The organism is Shewanella sp. 10N.286.54.B9, from assembly GCF_041468565.1.
Taxonomy (GTDB): Bacteria; Pseudomonadota; Gammaproteobacteria; order Enterobacterales; family Shewanellaceae; genus Shewanella.
In genome coordinates this window covers 156,565-173,812 of the sequence record NZ_JBFRIY010000038.1, presented here as the reverse complement: position 1 = coordinate 173,812, position 17,248 = coordinate 156,565, and the positions used below count along the sequence as shown (strand labels likewise).

Sequence of the window (17,248 nt, the reverse complement as noted above, 5' to 3'; positions counted from 1 at the left end):
AGAGACGCGAAAATACAAAAAAACCCACCCTAAACCACTGTTGTAACAACCATTACAAGGTAACGCTAAATAAGTAACAGATAGCTTATATCAAATCATACAATTCAATATTTTTTAATATATCTCCTGTAAAAAAGTATTACTGCCATCATTAGAATAATAACTTAAACACAAAAAGCATTTCATACGTTAATTTCCAGCCTCATAACCTCGGCCTCATATGCTATTAGACCAAATAGTTATTAATTACAATCTAATTACAGTAAGTACGCATTACTTTTGAACTACAACAACTCAATTTATTCGTTTTCAAGATAAAGATCATAATATATGAAAGTAGAGTATTAACACCAAATTCTACTTCAGATTAAAGCTTGGTGTTAATACGAGCACCAGCTAATGTAAATTTAGCCATGCTAGCTTAGCCTGATAACGCTGCTTATTCTTGGGTAATTCCGTATAATCGAGTGCTTTGCGTAATGCTTTTTTGGCCAGCTCTGGTTCATCAAGTTTAAAATGTACTTTTGCCAGATCAAAATACGCCTTATGGAAATAATGCGTGTTATCAATAAATTTGTTGAGGTACACTTTTGCACTTACGTAGTCAGCCGCGGCTATCGAATCCTGTGCCACTAAATACCATTTATAAGGGCTGCTATCATCTAATTCAAGCAATTGCTTTTTCACTACTGCGGCTTCAGCTATGCGACCTTGGTTAACGAGTAAATAGTGATAATTACTCAATAAAGTCACTTTATCTTCTGAAACCTCTAATCCATACCGGTATAAGCTCTCAGCGGTTTCTACATCACCTAACCGTCGCAAAACAACGGCCAACATGTTAATTGAAGGCCCATAAGTTTGGCTAAAAGATAAACTTTTTTTAAGTAATAAATAGGCTAGTGGTAAGTCATCACTGAACAATGCATCCGCAGCTAAATTTCGATACAGCATCGCGAAGAACTCATTACTATAGACCTTTTTCCCACCTCTGTCATAACGACCAGGAAAGTAGTCTATTGCAACCCTTTTACTACCAGAAAATATAGTGTTGCTTTCATCATTATTATTCTCATAAAGAAATGTTCTAACATGATCTGACGTTACAGAGTATTGGTCTGTTACATCGAGTAAAACAGGCATAGTATGTAAGAGTTGAAATGATATATCGACTTGGAACTCGCTGGCGATTGCATAGGTTAAAAGAGCCAAGGACATACAGTTACCTTGGTTAAGTTCTAATGCCTCGGACGCGCTGTAGTTTTTGCCTTCATAGTTAAAGTTGACCAAGCGTTTTTCAATAAAATGTTTGACCTGTTGAAACGGGAGTAATGTGTCGACATCACTCTGTAATTGAAAACGCTTAAATTCTGCAACTTGCTCAGCAGTTAAAGAAAATAAGCTTTCTGGCTCAGGTATTTCATATTCACTGGCATCTACTTCATACGCTAATATCGGCATCTGGGTAGGCTGGTGAATCGGAGCAGACACTGTCTGGCAACCACTTACAATTAAGCATACTAACAACAGGTACTTCATAAATTCCATTTACATAGCTATGTCCTTATATTCAAAGATATACCAAGCAGATGCTAACTACAACAGTACGGTAAACAACCTCAGAATAACGCAAGTAGTACCAAAGCTAGCCCCAGCAACACGCTCAATGAGCGCCAAAATAGCAGTGGGTTCCGTTCTATTAATGCAGGCTTAGTCACTGAACGTTGCCAAGTTTTTACCGGCTCAGTCATTTCAAACAGCCATTCACTGCAGTCTGCTTGCCTATATTCAGGTGCCACACTCAATGCCTTTTTAAGAGCATTGTCCATCCAGATTGGGATCAAAGGGTTAATTTCATAACTTGGAACATATTCAAGCCGCATAAAATCAAGCTTTGATCTACAAGTTTGCTGCTTACCGTTAAAAGGTAACTGACCCGTTAACATTTCAAAAGCGATAACGGCAATGGAGTAAAGATCTGTTCTTTCCGTCACTTGATAACCTAGAATACTTTCTGGCGCTGAATAATCGGCGGTTCCTAGTATACAGTCGCGCTCTAGGGGGCTGGCGATCTCAGCAATACCTTTAATGAAACATGAACCAAAATCGATAACTTTAAGCTGACCATCATTGGTCAATATCAAGTTGTCAGGCTTTAGATCTTGATGCAGAGTTTCCTTACGGTGAAACGCTCTTACCCCTATCGCCAACTGCTTTAACAAAGCTAAAACCTCCTGTATATCTGGCGTCGGGTTATGCTTTATCCATTGGCTTAGTAATTGTCCGTCAATATATTCTGTTAGATAATAAAGCGCTGATTTCTGTTTATCACGGTCAACTATTGACACCACATGGGGACTATTAATTCGTCTGCCTATCCAGCTTTCCAATAAAAATCGTTCAATATAGGCTGCATCATCTAAGTAGTTTACTGAAGGCGTTTTCATGCACGATAAACGACCCTGCTGATTCTTGACTAAATAAACTTGGCTTCTTTGGCTTTGGTGCAGAATATCTACCACCGAATATCCATCGAGCTTCATTCCAACACTCAGAGGCGGTGGAAAGGGCAACTTAGATAGATGTTGATACACTTCATCAATGGTTTGTTCTGGCAAGGCGTCAATATATAATAACTGACAACTAATGTTATCTTGGCAGCCTAACTGGAGGGCTGAATTGACCAGTTTATGGCAGAATCTATCACACTTTTCGTCAGTGAAATGCGCGCTTAAACTGTTAGCTTGTTGAGTTTGATTAAATCGTGCTAACTTCCGCTCTAATTCAAAGTCAGTTACAACATCATGCACTCCGTCAGTCGTTAGCAGGTATAAGTCTCCCTCCTCTAGCGCTAACATACGATAGTCCACCTCAACATTCACATCCAACCCCAGAGCCCGGGCAAGGTAACGTTGATTATTACCCACTATACTGGTGTGATCGTGGCTTAGCTTATCCAATGTGCCATTACGGTAGCGGTAAATTCTTGAATCCCCAACATGAAACAGGTGCAAATGACGTGACTTAAAAACTAATGCACTTAAGGTACAAACATAGCCTCTTCGTGCATCTCGATAATCTTGCCCTAGTCCATAAAGCCATCGATTTAGTGCTGTTAACACTTGGGTACTTGATTTTTGAACTGACCAAAGATCAGGCGTTGAATAATAGTCGGCGAGAAAATTACTTACGCTAATAGCGGAAGCTGCTGCGCCTCCCTCAGCAGTACTAACGCCATCACTAATCGCAGCAACAACCCCTTTGGTGGTTAACATTAAGCCGCTAGGAATTCGGATCCCAATGGCATCTTCATTGGCCGTTTTAACACCTTTATCAGAATACTGACCAGCCTTAACGACTAAATTGCACTTAGTCTTTTGCCACTCGATATCATGACTCGTTGCCAATGAAGACAGATTGTCATCAAGATTATTAGCTGCAATAACCTCAGAATGCATATTCATCGAACTCCTAACTAGTTAACGCTGATCAAAGTCACTTCGCCATTTTCATTTATCTCAGCAATATGACCTTTAGGCTCAGTCATTAAGAACACGCTTAGAAAACCCAATAATGCACTTACAGCAATAACATAGAAAAAAGTTTGTGTAGAAACCATGGAGTAAACCGTCAAGAAAAACACGGCTCCAACATTACCGTAAGCGCCAGTCATACCAGCAATTTGTCCAGTTAAACGACGTTTGATAAGTGGTACTGCCGCAAATACAGCCCCCTCACCTCCTTGCACAAAGAAGGAACACGCCATCACCATAATAACGGCTAGGGGTAATGCCCAATTTGCCTCAATCTGTGCAACGCCGAAATAGCCAATAGCCAAACCTGCAGTTAATATTAACAATGTGGATTTTCGACCAAAACGGTCACTCAACCATCCGCCGCCAGGGCGAGACATTAGGTTCATGAAAGCATAAGAGGATGCGACTAAACCAGCTTGAGCTAAGCCTAAACCGAATGTTTCAGCAAAAAACAGTGGCAACATAGACACCACTGCTAACTCAGATCCAAATGTAGAGAAATACAGCACGTTCAGTACTGCTACCTGTTTAAACTCATAGCGTTCAAATTCAGGTACCGTGCCAGTAAATACTTGTTTGTTAACTTGATAGGTTTGATAAATATCTATTATAAATATGATGCTAAGCAACACATAGATACCGTCAATAACTTGTTGGCTAAACATACTCACTCCCGCAGGAGATAGCTTCCAACCCAGCAATGCGAGTGTGGCGTACATAGGTAATTTCATCACCAGTAAAAGTACAAAATCGCCTTTACTGGTCACTTCAAGTGCACCTGTCTTTTTCGGCTTGAAGTAGGTCGATCCCTTTGGGGTATCTGTTACATTAAAATAGTAAATAAATGCAAAAACTAAACTGAGTAACCCAGTCAATGCGATGGCATAACGCCAGCCATCAGCGCCACCAAATGCAAGTGCTACGGCTGGCAGAGTGAAGGCAGCAGCAGCCGACCCGAAGTTACCCCAGCCACCATATATCCCTTCAGCGGTACCTAACTCTTTTGCAGGAAACCATTCACTCACAATGCGAATGCCAACTACAAATCCAGCACCAATAAATCCAAGTAAGAAGCGCGCTAGCGCCAACTGTTCAAACGTTGTCCCTAGTGCAAACATAAAACAGGGAATGGAGCAAATGCCTAGCAATAACGAGTACACCAACCGAGGCCCATACTTATCCGTTACCATGCCTATCAATACTCGCGCAGGGATAGTTAGAGCTACATTAAGAATAAGCAGTGTTTTTATTTGCGACTGGCTTAAACCAATACTGCCGGCAATAACGCTCAGCAGCGGTGCAGCATTAAACCAAACCATAAAAGTGATAAAAAATGCCATCCAGCTAAGATGCATGACCTTCATTTTTCCTGAAAAAGAAAAAAGATTAAATCCTGTCTCTACTGTATTTTTACTATTCATACCTTCCCCCTCATCCTTAAGCGAGTAATCGCGCTAAAATCTTGCCAGACTCACGTTTAACCTCATAAACATCTACACTCAGTATCTCATTTTCTAAGCAATGCCCTGTCGTTAAGCTGTAGTGCTGTTTATGCAGTGGTGACGCAACAAATAGTTCATTGTCAAATTCACAAAGTAGACCCCGTGAAAGCACACTTACGCCCGTTGCAGGATCGATGTTATCAATGGCATAAATGCCAGCATCTCCAAGGTGAAAAATCGCCACCGCTTTGCCAGCAACCCATGCAGCAACGCCTCTTTTGGCCGGTAAAGCTTGTTCATCACAAATAGTTACCCAATTCATACCAACACCTCCTCTTCATCCAACTGCGTAATTGCGATATCGCCTAGTGTCGATAGCTTGTGATTAACAGCACTAAATATTTCGACTTCAGAGCTGATAGGAAATTTTTGCGAGCGTTGATATTGATACTGCTTTGTATCAATTAGAGGTGCCTCTTTAGGGTTGATAAATTCTCTGAAACGTTGCAAAAATCCATCATCTTGCAAACTGGTTTTCCATTCGCATTGATAATTGACAACGACTTTATGCATCTGGCTTTCTAACTCATCAGCTAAGCCTAAAGCGTCTTCAACCACGACAGATTGCAGATATTCAAGCCCACCAGCTAAAGATTCAAGCCACACCGATGTGCGCTGAAGTCGCGCAGCTGTTTTGCTGTAGAACATCAGTATTCGGTCAATATAGCTAACAAGTTGCTCGGTTGAGAGATCGGTTGCAAACAGATCGCCATGTCTAGGTCTCATCCCGCCATTACCACCAACAAATAGATTCCAGCCCTTCTCTGTTGCAATAACGCCAATATCTTTACTCTGCGCTTCAGCACATTCTCGAGTACAGCCTGAAACAGCAAACTTTATCTTGTGAGGTGACCTAAGGCCTTTGTATCGGTTTTCTAATGCAATCGCCAAGCCTACAGAATCTTGCACGCCGTAACGGCACCAAGTATTACCCACACAAGATTTAACCGTACGCAGCGACTTACCATAGGCATGCCCAGTTTCAAATCCCTCAGCGATTAGTTCAGACCAGATCGCCGGTAAATCAGATAACGCAGCACCAAACATATCGATACGCTGGCCACCCGTAATTTTGGTGTATAGATCATATCGTTTGGCTATCTGGCCCATGGCTATCAGTTTATCTGGGGTGATCTCGCCACCAGCAACTCTCGGCACCACCGAATAACTGCCATCCTTTTGCAGGTTACCTAAATAAGCATCATTACTATCTTGCAGGGCTACATGTTTTTCATTGAGCACATATTCATTTTCCAAAGTAGCAAAAATAGAAGCGGCAACAGGTTTACAAATATCACAGCCTAGCGCTAATTCAGAAGAGCCCTCTTTGGCATGAATCTGATATAGTTGCTCGAAGTTACTTATGTTTTCTACTTGGCATAGATGAAACAGTGCTTGGCGATCATGCTCAAAGTGACAGCAGATCCCTGCATCTGTTTCTAGTCCTTGTGCCTGCATAGTTTCATCAATGATCTGTTGTACAACAGCGGCGCAGCCTCCACAACCTGATGCCGCTTTAGTGCAACTTTTTATCTCAGCTAGCTGGTGATTTCCCGCAACAACTTGTGTAACGATGTCCGCTTTTGTAACTTGGTGACATGAACAAACAATGGCGCTGTCTTTTAGCGCTAATGGCGCAGAATCATCAGCCATTAGCAATGTGACGGCCGGCTCTTCTAACGCTTCTCCCGACAAGTATTGGCTAAGCAGATGACTGTATTCGTCAACATTGCCTACCAATACTGCCCCCCGCAGGTACTCGCCAGTTTCATCAAGCCAAAGCTTTTTATAAACCCCAGCTTGAACATCACTGAGCTCAACATATTGCGCATTATCAAAACCACGGCTTGCCCCAATAGATGCCACATCAACCCCAAGCAGTTTTAACTTAGTGCTCATGTCTGCACCGGTGAACTTTAACGCCTCTGTAGCCGGCGAGACTAATGAATTATCAAGTAGCTGCTTGGCTATCTGAGACACAGCTACTTTGGCCATTTGATAGCCAGGAGCAACTAATCCAAAGATCTGTTGTTGCCAAAGAGCACACTCTCCAATGGCGTATACATCCTTCGCGGATGTAAGGCAGCAGTCATCTATAACAATACCGCCGCGTTCACCAATACTTATGCCGCTCTCTCTAGCTAATGCATCTTGAGGACGGATCCCTGCGGAAAATACAATCATATCTGTTTCTAAGCAACTGCCATCACTGAAATTAAGTCGATGCTGCGCCCGCTCACCATCAACAATCTCTTGTGTTGCTTTGCTCAAATGCACACCAAGCCCTAACGCTTCAATTTTCTGCCTTAATAGTTCACCACCTCTGTCGTTCAACTGCACTGACATCAGTTGCGGTGCAAACTCAACCACGTGAGTATCGAGCCCTAATGCACTCAGCGCATTGGCTGCTTCTAGTCCCAGTAACCCACCGCCAATAACGACACCTGACTTGGCTGTTGTTGCGGCTTGCTCAATAGCTTCCAGATCATCAATAGTGCGATAAACTAAACAATCACGGCGGTCATTGCCCTTTATCGGCGGTACGAAAGGAAAAGACCCTGTTGCCAAAACAAGCGTGTCATAAAAGACTGTCTCACCATTCACTGTCAGTTGTTTATTATGTTGGTCAATATTGCTGACCTGCTGCCCTAGATGTAAAGCAACACCTTGCGCCGCATAATCAGCCTGCGTTGCTAACATAAGACTATCGACGCTACTTGATTCGAAATACTTCGATAGTTGAACCCTATCGTATGCAGGCAAACACTCTGCACCAAAAACCGTAACGTCATAATGTCGATTAAGCTGTTGCTCACATAATTGTTCCACAAAATGGTGACCAACCATGCCATTGCCCACTATAACTAACTTGGGTTTATCTACTCTCATGCTTTGCCCCTTTTGTGTTTTATACTATTTATTTCAAACAAAAAGGCGCCAATCTCCCTAATGGAGATGGCGCCTTTGCCAAAAATTCAAATTGTTAATTGCTATTAATAACGAATAAAAACCGCTGCTTAGTTACTCATAAAGGTAGCGAAGATTGTGCCAGTATTCACCTTCACCCAAAATACATTCAAAGCATTGATTTCAATGCTTTTTACTCTATGGTTACGCTAAGGGCTACTTTCCTCAAAGCTCCCTGCCATATCTTTTGCACCAATATGGTTAGCAACTGATTATTTATGTGCAAAACGACCCTGCGCGATTTTTCCAAGACCTGCTGCACAATCAGGCAAACGAACGCCTCCATCCATAGACACTTTCTGAATAACCTTATGGGCATCTTGCTCGGACAAGCCCGATTGCTGTAAATCACGCTTTGCCAGTTGAATACGTTTTTCGTCCTCGATCCGGCATTCAAGTTCCGCAACTTTACTGTGCAAACGGTTAGCCGTTTTAAAACGGACGAGTGCCAACTCCATCAATTTTACAAGACGGGAATAATCAAATGGCTGCGGTACATAGGTAACCCGCCCACAATGCAGTAACGTAGATAATTGCCACGGTTCAATACTTGTGGCTGTGATAATTAACGGTGCAGGTGCGAATGCCATCAATCGTTCAATAAACTGCAAATGCGAGGCTCTGATAGTGTCAACGACCATAACCACAGTATCCGTGGCATTGTTAAGTTCGAAACGCTCAAACTGTGATATTGACGTGAAGCTAACTAAATCAAAATCATGACGCTTGGCAGCGTCAATCAGTCCGCGATTGTCTGTATCCTCAATCAAACTCACTAAGCGCATGCCTTACCTCCGGAGCTAATAAGGTCTGCCCCTGGTTTACTGTGACCTGGTGTTTTTAGATCAGTAACACCCTTTATTGAATCGTTCTGGTGTCGCTGCAGCCAAAATTTCTTAGCCATGCTTTGAGCCACATCAATTTGAATACTGGAATCGAGCAGCATAAGAACTGCCATCACATTCGTCATCACGGTAGCCTCTGCTCTGTGTGCTTCCGCTGAATCAAGAGTACCATCGATATGATGGTTAACTGATAAGGAAAGTTCATGCCAAAGCAAGGATAGCCATTGAGCAGACAGCTCTAACGCATTTGCTTTGCGACCAACCAAGCCGTCAAGCTGGGTAGGCAAAGCGATTTGACGCTGGCCACTTAGATTAAAAATATTAATTGTTGTTGAGGTTCTTGAGTTTAATTCACACTCGCCTTGATACCCCTTAAATATAGCTACATTAGATTGATGCAGATTAGGCTCATTTTTGGCCATTAAGCGCGCCACATTAAAGTGAATATCATCTAACCCCGCGTGAAAATAGCTTCTAAGACTAAGTCTGGCATTTGCCGGATTGATACAGCGGATAGCGCTTTGAAACAGGCTTCTTAGACCAAGATCTTGATGAATGTCGCTAAATGAATGAACCAGTGCCGACAACTTATCGGCACTTACATAGCAGATCCCAGCAGACTTTAACGCAACATTAGCTTCCGCCGCAGTTGAAACAGTAGTAATTCCTAATTCATCGACGAATTTTGCAATATGTTGCCGATGAGGTAACGCCTTGTCATCCCCATGCAATAAAATACGATACCCTTGCTGTGCCAGTAACTTGGCACTAAGCAATAGGTAGGGTAATTGATCGCGCTTGGCGCCATAACAAGGCCAGTCAATATCGACATCAAGCTGCTGCCAGTTACTCTCTATCGTTGTTTTTAACGCAATAGCAGCGCCAGCAATCTCTTCAGCACTCTCCCCCTTAACTCGCATCAACATTAGTGCCACACTTAGCTGAGTCACGTTGCCAAAATTATCGTAAAAACCACGAATGAGTTGATAGCTTTCAAGAAAATTTAACGAACGAGAGCCCTTCTTTCCGCGAGCAAGGATTCTGATTAGCTGTTTATACTCATAAGATTCAGTAATATTCACTAATCTATCTTTGGTGGCGTAACTATCCATATGCACGCTCAAGCGGTAAGTTGTTAACCATTTGACTAAGGTCAAGCGAGCTCATACAGTTAGCAAGCTCCTTGCCTATAGCAACCACCTCACCAACAATCAGCAGTGTTGGACCATCAACCGTTATCGCACCAGCTATATCAACCATATCCTTAATCGTGGTAGTGATTACCTGCTGATCCGTGCGGCCGCCATTAGAGATAAAAGCCACCGGCAGCGATAACTTAGCACCGGCTTTTAATAAACCGTGCGCGATATCTGCAGCTCTCTCTTTTCCCATATAAAACACAAGTGTACTTTTTGATGCCAGCAAACCGCCCCATTCAACAGCAGAGTCATCACAATTATGTCCAGTCACAAAAGTCACTGAACGAGACACTTTTCTGTGTGTCAACGGGATCCCAGCGCTTGCGGCGCAACCCAAAGCGGCTGTGACCCCTGCGATAAACTCACTTTTTATACCATGTTGAGCAAGATACATAGCCTCTTCAGCACCGCGGCCAAATACGTTTGGGTCACCGCCTTTAAGACGAATAACCACCTTACCTTGTTGGTTCAATTGGAGTAACTTGAGGTTTATCTGCTCCTGAGTCGCACTGGGCTCCTCAAAGCGTTTTCCCATATAATGTAATTCACAATCATCAGCCGCTAACTGTAAAATATCTCTACTGACTAAATTGTCATAGACGATTGCCTGGGCACCGATAATTGCGCGTACAGCCTTAATAGTCAGTAGATCAATATCACCACAGCCCGCGCCGACAATCGCAATCCGATTTTCATCGAAACCAGCTGTATTTTGCATGGAAATTGTTTCATTTAGCGTTAATAACAGCTCTTGGCTTAAGTGTTGTTGCGGTAGATTATTTTCCAATTGCACTGGTTTATTTGTTGAATTTAGCATCATTAAGCAACCTCCCTGTTTGGTCTCTGCTTCTGTGCTATGACACAGTCTGCAATCTCTTTTACTTGATTTAAGCAACTACCACATACCGCACTGCAGTGTAGTTTTTGCTGTACTGTTTCAATTAATAATGGAGCATTGTCGGCACCACCCGAGATATCTATTTGCATCTGCGATTCAATATCAGATTGGGTCACCCCTGTGCAGGCACACACTATTTGACTACTACCAGCACGCAGTATTTGATGTAATTTTTTAATTGAACCAGCATTAAACATTTGATTTATCAGTAACTGAATAGCATTGTTATCAACATATAATTGCTCTACACCTGTGATAACTAAAGTTTTAAGACGTCCTTTGTTGACGATGCAAGTCACTCGCTTGTTTTGATGCTTCCACTGCATAACATGACCGTTCACACTGGCTGCTGATGACAAGCAAAGTGTCGTATTAAGCCCTGAGAGTGACAGACTAAAATAGTCATCTGCAGCGATGTGACGGCAAACCCCACCTTGAAGCTGCTGTTTTACATCCCAATAAAGTCGCTTTGTATTGACTACAGGTTGTCCCCACTCAATTCCCTGCTCAACCACTTCTAGTGGCTTAATTTGTACCCATTGATTCTTAAACCCGGGTTGCTTTGAATGAGGATCTACCGCTGCTGAAGTAACATTATTAACGCCACCACTCTTACTGAACTGTGATGACCAATGCATAGACAAAAAAGCACTATCAGTTTGTATTGATTGCTCGATAACAACTCTGGCAATCAAAGGGGTGGTTAGGTGGTCAGTGGCTAACGCAGCGAATTCGCCTTCAATAAGTCCATTCTTAATCGCTGTTGACACATTTAGCTTTAGTTCTGGCTGATAGTCTGCAGCAGCTAACTTGGCAATATGGCCGGTCTTGGTCATTGTGTGCCATTGATCTCGAGTGCGGCCACTGTTAAGTCGAACTTTATTGGAGCTTAAACTAACATCATCAGAAATGGGTGATGTTATTGCTGATGTAAATGGGGTTTCGACAAATTGCGCCTTACCCGTTGCGGTTGCAAATACCCCATCATTAAAGAGCCGTTTGTTTTTTTGCCCCAAAGCATCAATATCATCAATCGGCCATTGAGTCGGCACAAGATGTTGGTATTGCTCCGGTGTCAGATTTGCGAGTCCTGCAATTGAGAACTGTTTCTGTGGAAAGTGCTGCTTTACACGTGCGCTGAGCTGAGCATATTCCTTGAAAATTTCGCCGCTGTTTTTAAAGTTAAACTCAGCGTTAAACCCAAGCGTTTTGGCTACTTCACACAGTGCCCACCAATCGGCCTTTGAATCACCTTGAGGTAACACAAAACGGCGCTGGCGACTAATAGTGCGTTCACTATTGGTCACGGTACCCGATTTCTCTGACCAACCTTGTGCCGGCAACAGGATATCAGCGTACTGAGCGGTATCTGTATCAGCTGTAATATCTGATACCACTACAAAATCACATGCTGAGAGTGCTTGCTTAACTAATGCCGTATCTGGCAGAGAAACGACGGGATTCGTGCCTAAAATCCACACAGCTTTTATTTCACCGCTTGCCATCGCTGCGAACATCTCCGTCGCGGTTTTTCCTTTTGTATTAGCTAATTTATCAGTATGCCAATAGTTTGCGACTAACTGGTGCTCCTCTTCAGAAAAACCGAGGTGACACGCAAGCTGAGTAGCAAGACCTCCCACTTCACGTCCTCCCATAGCGTTCGGTTGCCCAGTTAGAGATAGTGGTCCACAACCTGGTTGACCAATATCCCCTAATGCCAAATGGCAATTTATAATCGCATTACTGGTATTTGTGCCTAAAGTAGACTGATTAACCCCTTGGCTACTGGCGGTAACCACTTTACTGCTTTGCTTATACAAGGAGTAAAACTCAATGATTTTATCTACTTGCAGACCAGTATGACGTGCAATATCGCTTAGTGTTACTCCCCCCTCCTGCGCCTTTGTTAATACTTGAGAGAAACCTTCTGTGTTTTGTTTTATGTAATCATCATCGTGTTGCAGGTTTGAAACGATAGCATTCAATAAGCCATTAAACAGTTGTAGATCCGAGCCAGGATTGAGCTGAAGATGAAGATCGGCCTGCGAAGCTGTCGCCGTAACACGCGGATCGATCACTACCAGCTTAGTGCCATGTTCAGCCCTAGCTGCCATTATTTTTTTAAACAAAACGGGGTGTGTCCAAGCTGTATTAGCCCCCACTAGAACGACAACATCTGCAAGCTGTAGATCTTCATAGCAACCCGGAACGACATCTTCACCAAAGGCGCGCATATGAGCGCTCACTGCCGATGACATGCATAACCTTGAATTGGTATCTACATTTGCGGTACCAATAAAGCCTTTAGCTAATTTATTGGCAACATAATAATCTTCCGTAAGTAGTTGGCCTGAAAGATAAAATGCCACGGAGTCAGGACCATATTTGGCTATAGTACTTTTAAAAGTATTCGCGACTTCTGATATTGCCTTAGGCCAGCTTATATCCTCATAATCTGCACCCGTGCTTCTGATACGTGGATATAGCAGTTTATTAGGAAGATTTAGGCTATCTAATAGCACCAAGCCTTTACCACACAGATCGCCACTATTTGCAGAGTGTTCCACATCTCCGCTAATAGCAAAAGAGCTGCTAGCTGAAGGTTGACCGACCTCAGCTCTACCAACCTTCTCGACCTTTACCCCGCAACCGACACCACAATATGCACAGGTTGTTTTACAGCTTGGCATGATTCGCTTCCCGTTAATTTACTCTGCGCTTAATATCGCAATTCTCATGCCATAAATTAAAGCTCTGTTTTTAATAGCTATTTGTTAGGGTAAACACTATTAACTTGCCTGCATGTGCTACAAAGAGGCAAAGGTACGCACTAAAATCACGCAAGCCATTGATAAATATCGAGATAAAATACTCATAAAGAGGTATAAAAGTAACAGCAAGTCAATGAGGTATGGTGGATTAAAACTGCAAAACGCAAAATTCAGGCACAAAAAAACCAGCTATTTGCTGGTTTTTATAGGTAACGGCTGAAATTACTTAAGTGTTGACTCAGCAGTACGTCCATCGTCATGACAGCTGTCACAAGTTGGTTTGTCACCCACGTTCATTTCATGTGGAGCATGACAATCTGCACACATTAGCATGCCATCGTGTGGCTGATGGACTGCGTCCATCTCATCTAGCGTACCGTGACAAGATTGGCACTGTTCAAATTCGTATTCGCCATCTGCAGACGGAGAACCGTCGGCGTGACATGCTTCACAACCGTCCATTTCTGCATGCATTTCAGCCAATTCTTGGCCTTCAGCAAACACAGAAGGAGATAACGCCAATGCTGCGATTGCCGCACCAAAGATTGCACTTAGTAGTTTTTTGCTCACAATTGTATCCTCATTTGATGTTCGCATAGTGGAAACATTATAAGTAAGTTTCGTTTCCATCTTGCGATCAATATTATTAGCACGACTAAGCTTAATTTAGCTAAGCATTAGCTAATTCGCAACTAATTTAGTTTGAAGATCATAACATTGTGATTATTAGCAAAACGTGCGCTCCATCAAACTATGCTACTCAGTCGAGGCATAGAATGTAATATGGTGGCATTTATCGCCTTGATTTTGGGTGATAAAAGCACAAATTGTACAGTAAACTGTCAAACGGTGCTTTATTACCACACGCTAATTAATTAGCTCTAAGTGCTGCGATACGCTTCTCAAGTGGTGGATGGCTCATCATCAGTTCAGCCATTGATTTTTTACCATTGATACCAAGAGCTGACATTGATGCTGGCATTGCGCCTGTTTCAGGGCCTTGCTTGAGTCTATCAAGCGCTGCTATCATTTTCTCTTTACCTGCTAAGCGTGCACCACCTTCATCAGCTTTAAACTCACGAATGCGAGAGAAGTAGGCAACGATCATTGAAGCAAGAATACCGAAAAGCATATCAAGTACGAAGACAACTGCCATATAAGCAAACATGCCTAGACCTTCACCTTCTTCGTCATTACTAGCTACAAAGTTATTGATGATGCCGGCAACAACACGAGCTGCAAATATAACAAAGGTATTCACCACACCTTGGATAAGCGTCAATGTAACCATATCGCCGTTAGCTACATGACTAACTTCATGGGCAAGTACCGCTTCGATTTCATCGTGGTTCATGCCATAAAGTAGACCACTGCTCACCGCAACGAGTGAATTGTCTTTACTTGGTCCTGTAGCAAAAGCATTGAACTCTTGCGATTGGTAGATCGCAACTTCTGGCATTTTGATACCAGCTTGCTCGGCTTGACGAGCAACCGTTTCAACTAACCAACGCTCAGTATTGTCACGAGGGGTCGTAATAACTTCACAACCCATGGTCTTTTTTGCCATCCACTTAGAGATAGCTAAACTGATAAATGCACCACCAAAACCGAAAATAGCAGCAAAGACAAGTAAACCACCCATAGTTGATGTATTAACACCTAAAATGGACATCACAATTGATGCCACTAGTAAGATCGCCATATTGGTAGCAATCAGTAAAAATATACGCTTCATTTAAGCTCCTGTAGGATCAAAATAATCCCGATAAATACTCTTAAAGACATAATATGTCCAAAATTGTTTTTTTCAAGGGGGAACTGAGTAAAAAACAATACGACCGATTTAATTCTAGCCCAGTCGCTTTCTTTATCAGGTTGATTAATTTTATGCAGCTTTCATTAATCTAATCTTAATTCGAGCCAAAATTGCTATAGAGACAGATTAATCTTTTTTAACAGGGAGATAGCCCAAACAACAGTGCGCAAATTTGCACCATTCGTCGGGCTACTAATATGAAGGTTGTTGAGAGTTAAGCCAGCAGAGTTACATTTAGATGTTTAGCAGCGTTCTGTGCGGTAGCATTTTCAAGATGAGGAATATGGCCTAGAAACGGCGCAGAGATCATCTGTTGCAGTGATGCTAAGTTTTCTTGCTGATTTTTCATCGTTGAATCGACTTGATTACTCACCCAGCCCGCGATAACAATACCATCGCGCTCAATCGCTTCAATAGTCAATAAGGCATGATTGAGGCAACCTAGCTTCATCCCTACCACCAAAATTACCGGTAAGCTCATCGCTTGCACCACTTCTGACATATAATGCCCTTCGCTTAAGGGCAAACGCCAGCCACCCGCCCCTTCAACAAGCACAAAGTCTGCACCTAAATGCTGCGCCATATTTAGTTGTGCTTGGATGCGTGCAGGAGTTAAAGCAACATTTTGTTCAGCTGCTGCGATATGCGGCGCGATAGCAGGCGCAAACGCAAAAGGGTTTATATCATCATAAGGCAGCTTAATGCTGGATGCAGCCATCAGTGCAAGGGCATCGCTATTCCTTAATCCCTGCTCTGTTTTCTCACAACCAGAGGCCACAGGCTTAAACCCTACCGTTTCACCAGCTACTGCGGTTAATAACGCTGATGACACTAAAGTTTTGCCGCAATCAGTGTCGGTGCCAGTTACAAAATAAGTCATGCATACTCCAAGGTTTCAGCCTTTATTAGCGCGTCTTTGTCGCTTTGATAAAACTGATATGATAAGTCAAAGGTAGCCCCTTTGGGGCGCGGCTTAACTCTGCCTTATTAACTAATTTTTGCCAATCACCTCGCCCTCTCAGTGTGACGTGGGGTTGATTTCGTTGATGTTTAGGATCAACTGTTGATGCGCCAACTCCCTTGATAGACTGCAATAGTGACTTAAAGTCTTCGAAGTAAACAGTAATTGCACGTGTCTCAATATGGAGATCGCTCCACCGCTTTAGATCAAAACAGCTCTTAATAGCTTGTTCGCTACTAAAGCTGTTAACATTTAGTTCTAAATCAGCTAATTGAAACAGGCTATGCTCACTGACAATACTGGCATTAATTTCACCACCCACTTTCAGCACCCGATTAGCTTCGCTTATTGCGCCATCCAAGTGACTGCACCATTGCAAGGCAATATTTGAGTATATGGTATCGATTGAGTCACTCAGTAAGGGTAGATTATGCGCGTCACCGCATAGAGCATGATGCGCAGGAAAGTCGGTTTTAAAGGTATTGAGCATTCCCTGTGCGATATCAACGCCAATAACTTCATTTACAGTTTCAAATTGATTAAAGGCCGTACCTGGTCCGCATCCAAGATCGAGTAATCGAGCAGAGGGTGACATATTGTCTAGCAGTTGCTTAGCGGTTATACGCTGTAAAACATCGTGTGAATGATATGACGATGCCGCCGCAGAAAATCGATTTGCGACATCAGTTGTTAATTGGTCTAGCCCGGTATTCACGTTATAGGGTCCTGTCCACTATGGAAGTTTATAATCTT

The 17,248-nt window shown here is 42.8% G+C and carries 13 protein-coding genes; all 13 read right to left on the bottom strand.

Going from position 1 to position 17,248, the window contains the following annotated elements; all coding sequences use genetic code 11:
• Nucleotides 1-396: 396 nt before the first annotated feature.
• The 13 genes from AB4135_RS14410 to AB4135_RS14350 all read right to left on the bottom strand — a co-directional run bounded on the left by AB4135_RS14410 (nucleotide 397) and on the right by AB4135_RS14350 (nucleotide 17,210).
• Nucleotides 397-1,548: a tetratricopeptide repeat protein gene (locus AB4135_RS14410; RefSeq protein WP_371993929.1), complete on the bottom strand. Its 1,152-nt coding sequence runs from the start codon at nucleotides 1,546-1,548 to the stop codon at nucleotides 397-399.
• A gap of 71 nt (nucleotides 1,549-1,619) precedes the next feature.
• A complete protein-coding gene (locus AB4135_RS14405) occupies nucleotides 1,620-3,464 on the bottom strand; it encodes a protein kinase domain-containing protein (RefSeq protein WP_371993927.1) in 1,845 nt (614 codons plus the stop codon).
• Between the two features lie 11 nt (nucleotides 3,465-3,475).
• Nucleotides 3,476-4,957 carry a NarK family nitrate/nitrite MFS transporter gene (locus AB4135_RS14400; RefSeq protein ID WP_371993926.1) on the bottom strand — a complete coding sequence of 494 codons (1,482 nt, stop codon included), beginning with the start codon at nucleotides 4,955-4,957 and terminating at the stop codon, nucleotides 3,476-3,478.
• A 16-nt stretch (nucleotides 4,958-4,973) separates the two neighbouring features.
• A complete protein-coding gene (gene nirD / locus AB4135_RS14395; RefSeq protein WP_371993925.1) occupies nucleotides 4,974-5,300 on the bottom strand; it encodes a nitrite reductase small subunit NirD in 327 nt (108 codons plus the stop codon).
• Nucleotides 5,297-7,927, bottom strand: coding sequence for a nitrite reductase large subunit NirB (gene nirB / locus AB4135_RS14390; RefSeq protein WP_371993923.1), 2,631 nt, complete (start codon nucleotides 7,925-7,927; stop codon nucleotides 5,297-5,299). Before nirB ends, nirD begins: the two co-directional genes overlap by 4 nt.
• 290 nt (nucleotides 7,928-8,217) lie before the next feature.
• The gene (locus AB4135_RS14385; protein WP_371993921.1) at nucleotides 8,218-8,781 is read right to left on the bottom strand and encodes an ANTAR domain-containing response regulator; all 564 of its coding nucleotides are present in this window, start codon (nucleotides 8,779-8,781) and stop codon (nucleotides 8,218-8,220) included.
• Complete coding sequence (locus AB4135_RS14380) at nucleotides 8,781-10,007, bottom strand: glycosyl transferase (RefSeq protein ID WP_371993920.1); 1,227 nt, start codon at nucleotides 10,005-10,007, stop codon at nucleotides 8,781-8,783. Before AB4135_RS14380 ends, AB4135_RS14385 begins: the two co-directional genes overlap by 1 nt.
• The gene (gene cobA / locus AB4135_RS14375) at nucleotides 9,955-10,866 is read right to left on the bottom strand and encodes a uroporphyrinogen-III C-methyltransferase (protein WP_371993918.1); all 912 of its coding nucleotides are present in this window, start codon (nucleotides 10,864-10,866) and stop codon (nucleotides 9,955-9,957) included. The genes AB4135_RS14380 and cobA overlap by 53 nt, the downstream gene beginning before the upstream one ends.
• Before the next feature lie 2 nt (nucleotides 10,867-10,868).
• Complete coding sequence (locus tag AB4135_RS14370; protein WP_371993916.1) at nucleotides 10,869-13,637, bottom strand: molybdopterin-dependent oxidoreductase; 2,769 nt, start codon at nucleotides 13,635-13,637, stop codon at nucleotides 10,869-10,871.
• A gap of 303 nt (nucleotides 13,638-13,940) precedes the next feature.
• Nucleotides 13,941-14,288, bottom strand: a complete 348-nt coding sequence (gene cctA / locus AB4135_RS14365; RefSeq protein ID WP_020913003.1) for a tetraheme c-type cytochrome CctA — start codon at nucleotides 14,286-14,288, stop codon at nucleotides 13,941-13,943.
• A 301-nt stretch (nucleotides 14,289-14,589) separates the two neighbouring features.
• On the bottom strand, nucleotides 14,590-15,453 hold the full coding sequence (gene htpX / locus AB4135_RS14360) for a protease HtpX (RefSeq protein ID WP_371993913.1): 864 nt from the start codon (nucleotides 15,451-15,453) through the stop codon (nucleotides 14,590-14,592).
• Between the two features lie 295 nt (nucleotides 15,454-15,748).
• The gene (gene bioD / locus AB4135_RS14355) at nucleotides 15,749-16,414 is read right to left on the bottom strand and encodes a dethiobiotin synthase (protein ID WP_371993912.1); all 666 of its coding nucleotides are present in this window, start codon (nucleotides 16,412-16,414) and stop codon (nucleotides 15,749-15,751) included.
• A gap of 25 nt (nucleotides 16,415-16,439) precedes the next feature.
• Nucleotides 16,440-17,210: a methyltransferase domain-containing protein gene (locus AB4135_RS14350; protein WP_371993910.1), complete on the bottom strand. Its 771-nt coding sequence runs from the start codon at nucleotides 17,208-17,210 to the stop codon at nucleotides 16,440-16,442.
• Between the last annotated feature and the right edge of the window lie 38 nt (nucleotides 17,211-17,248).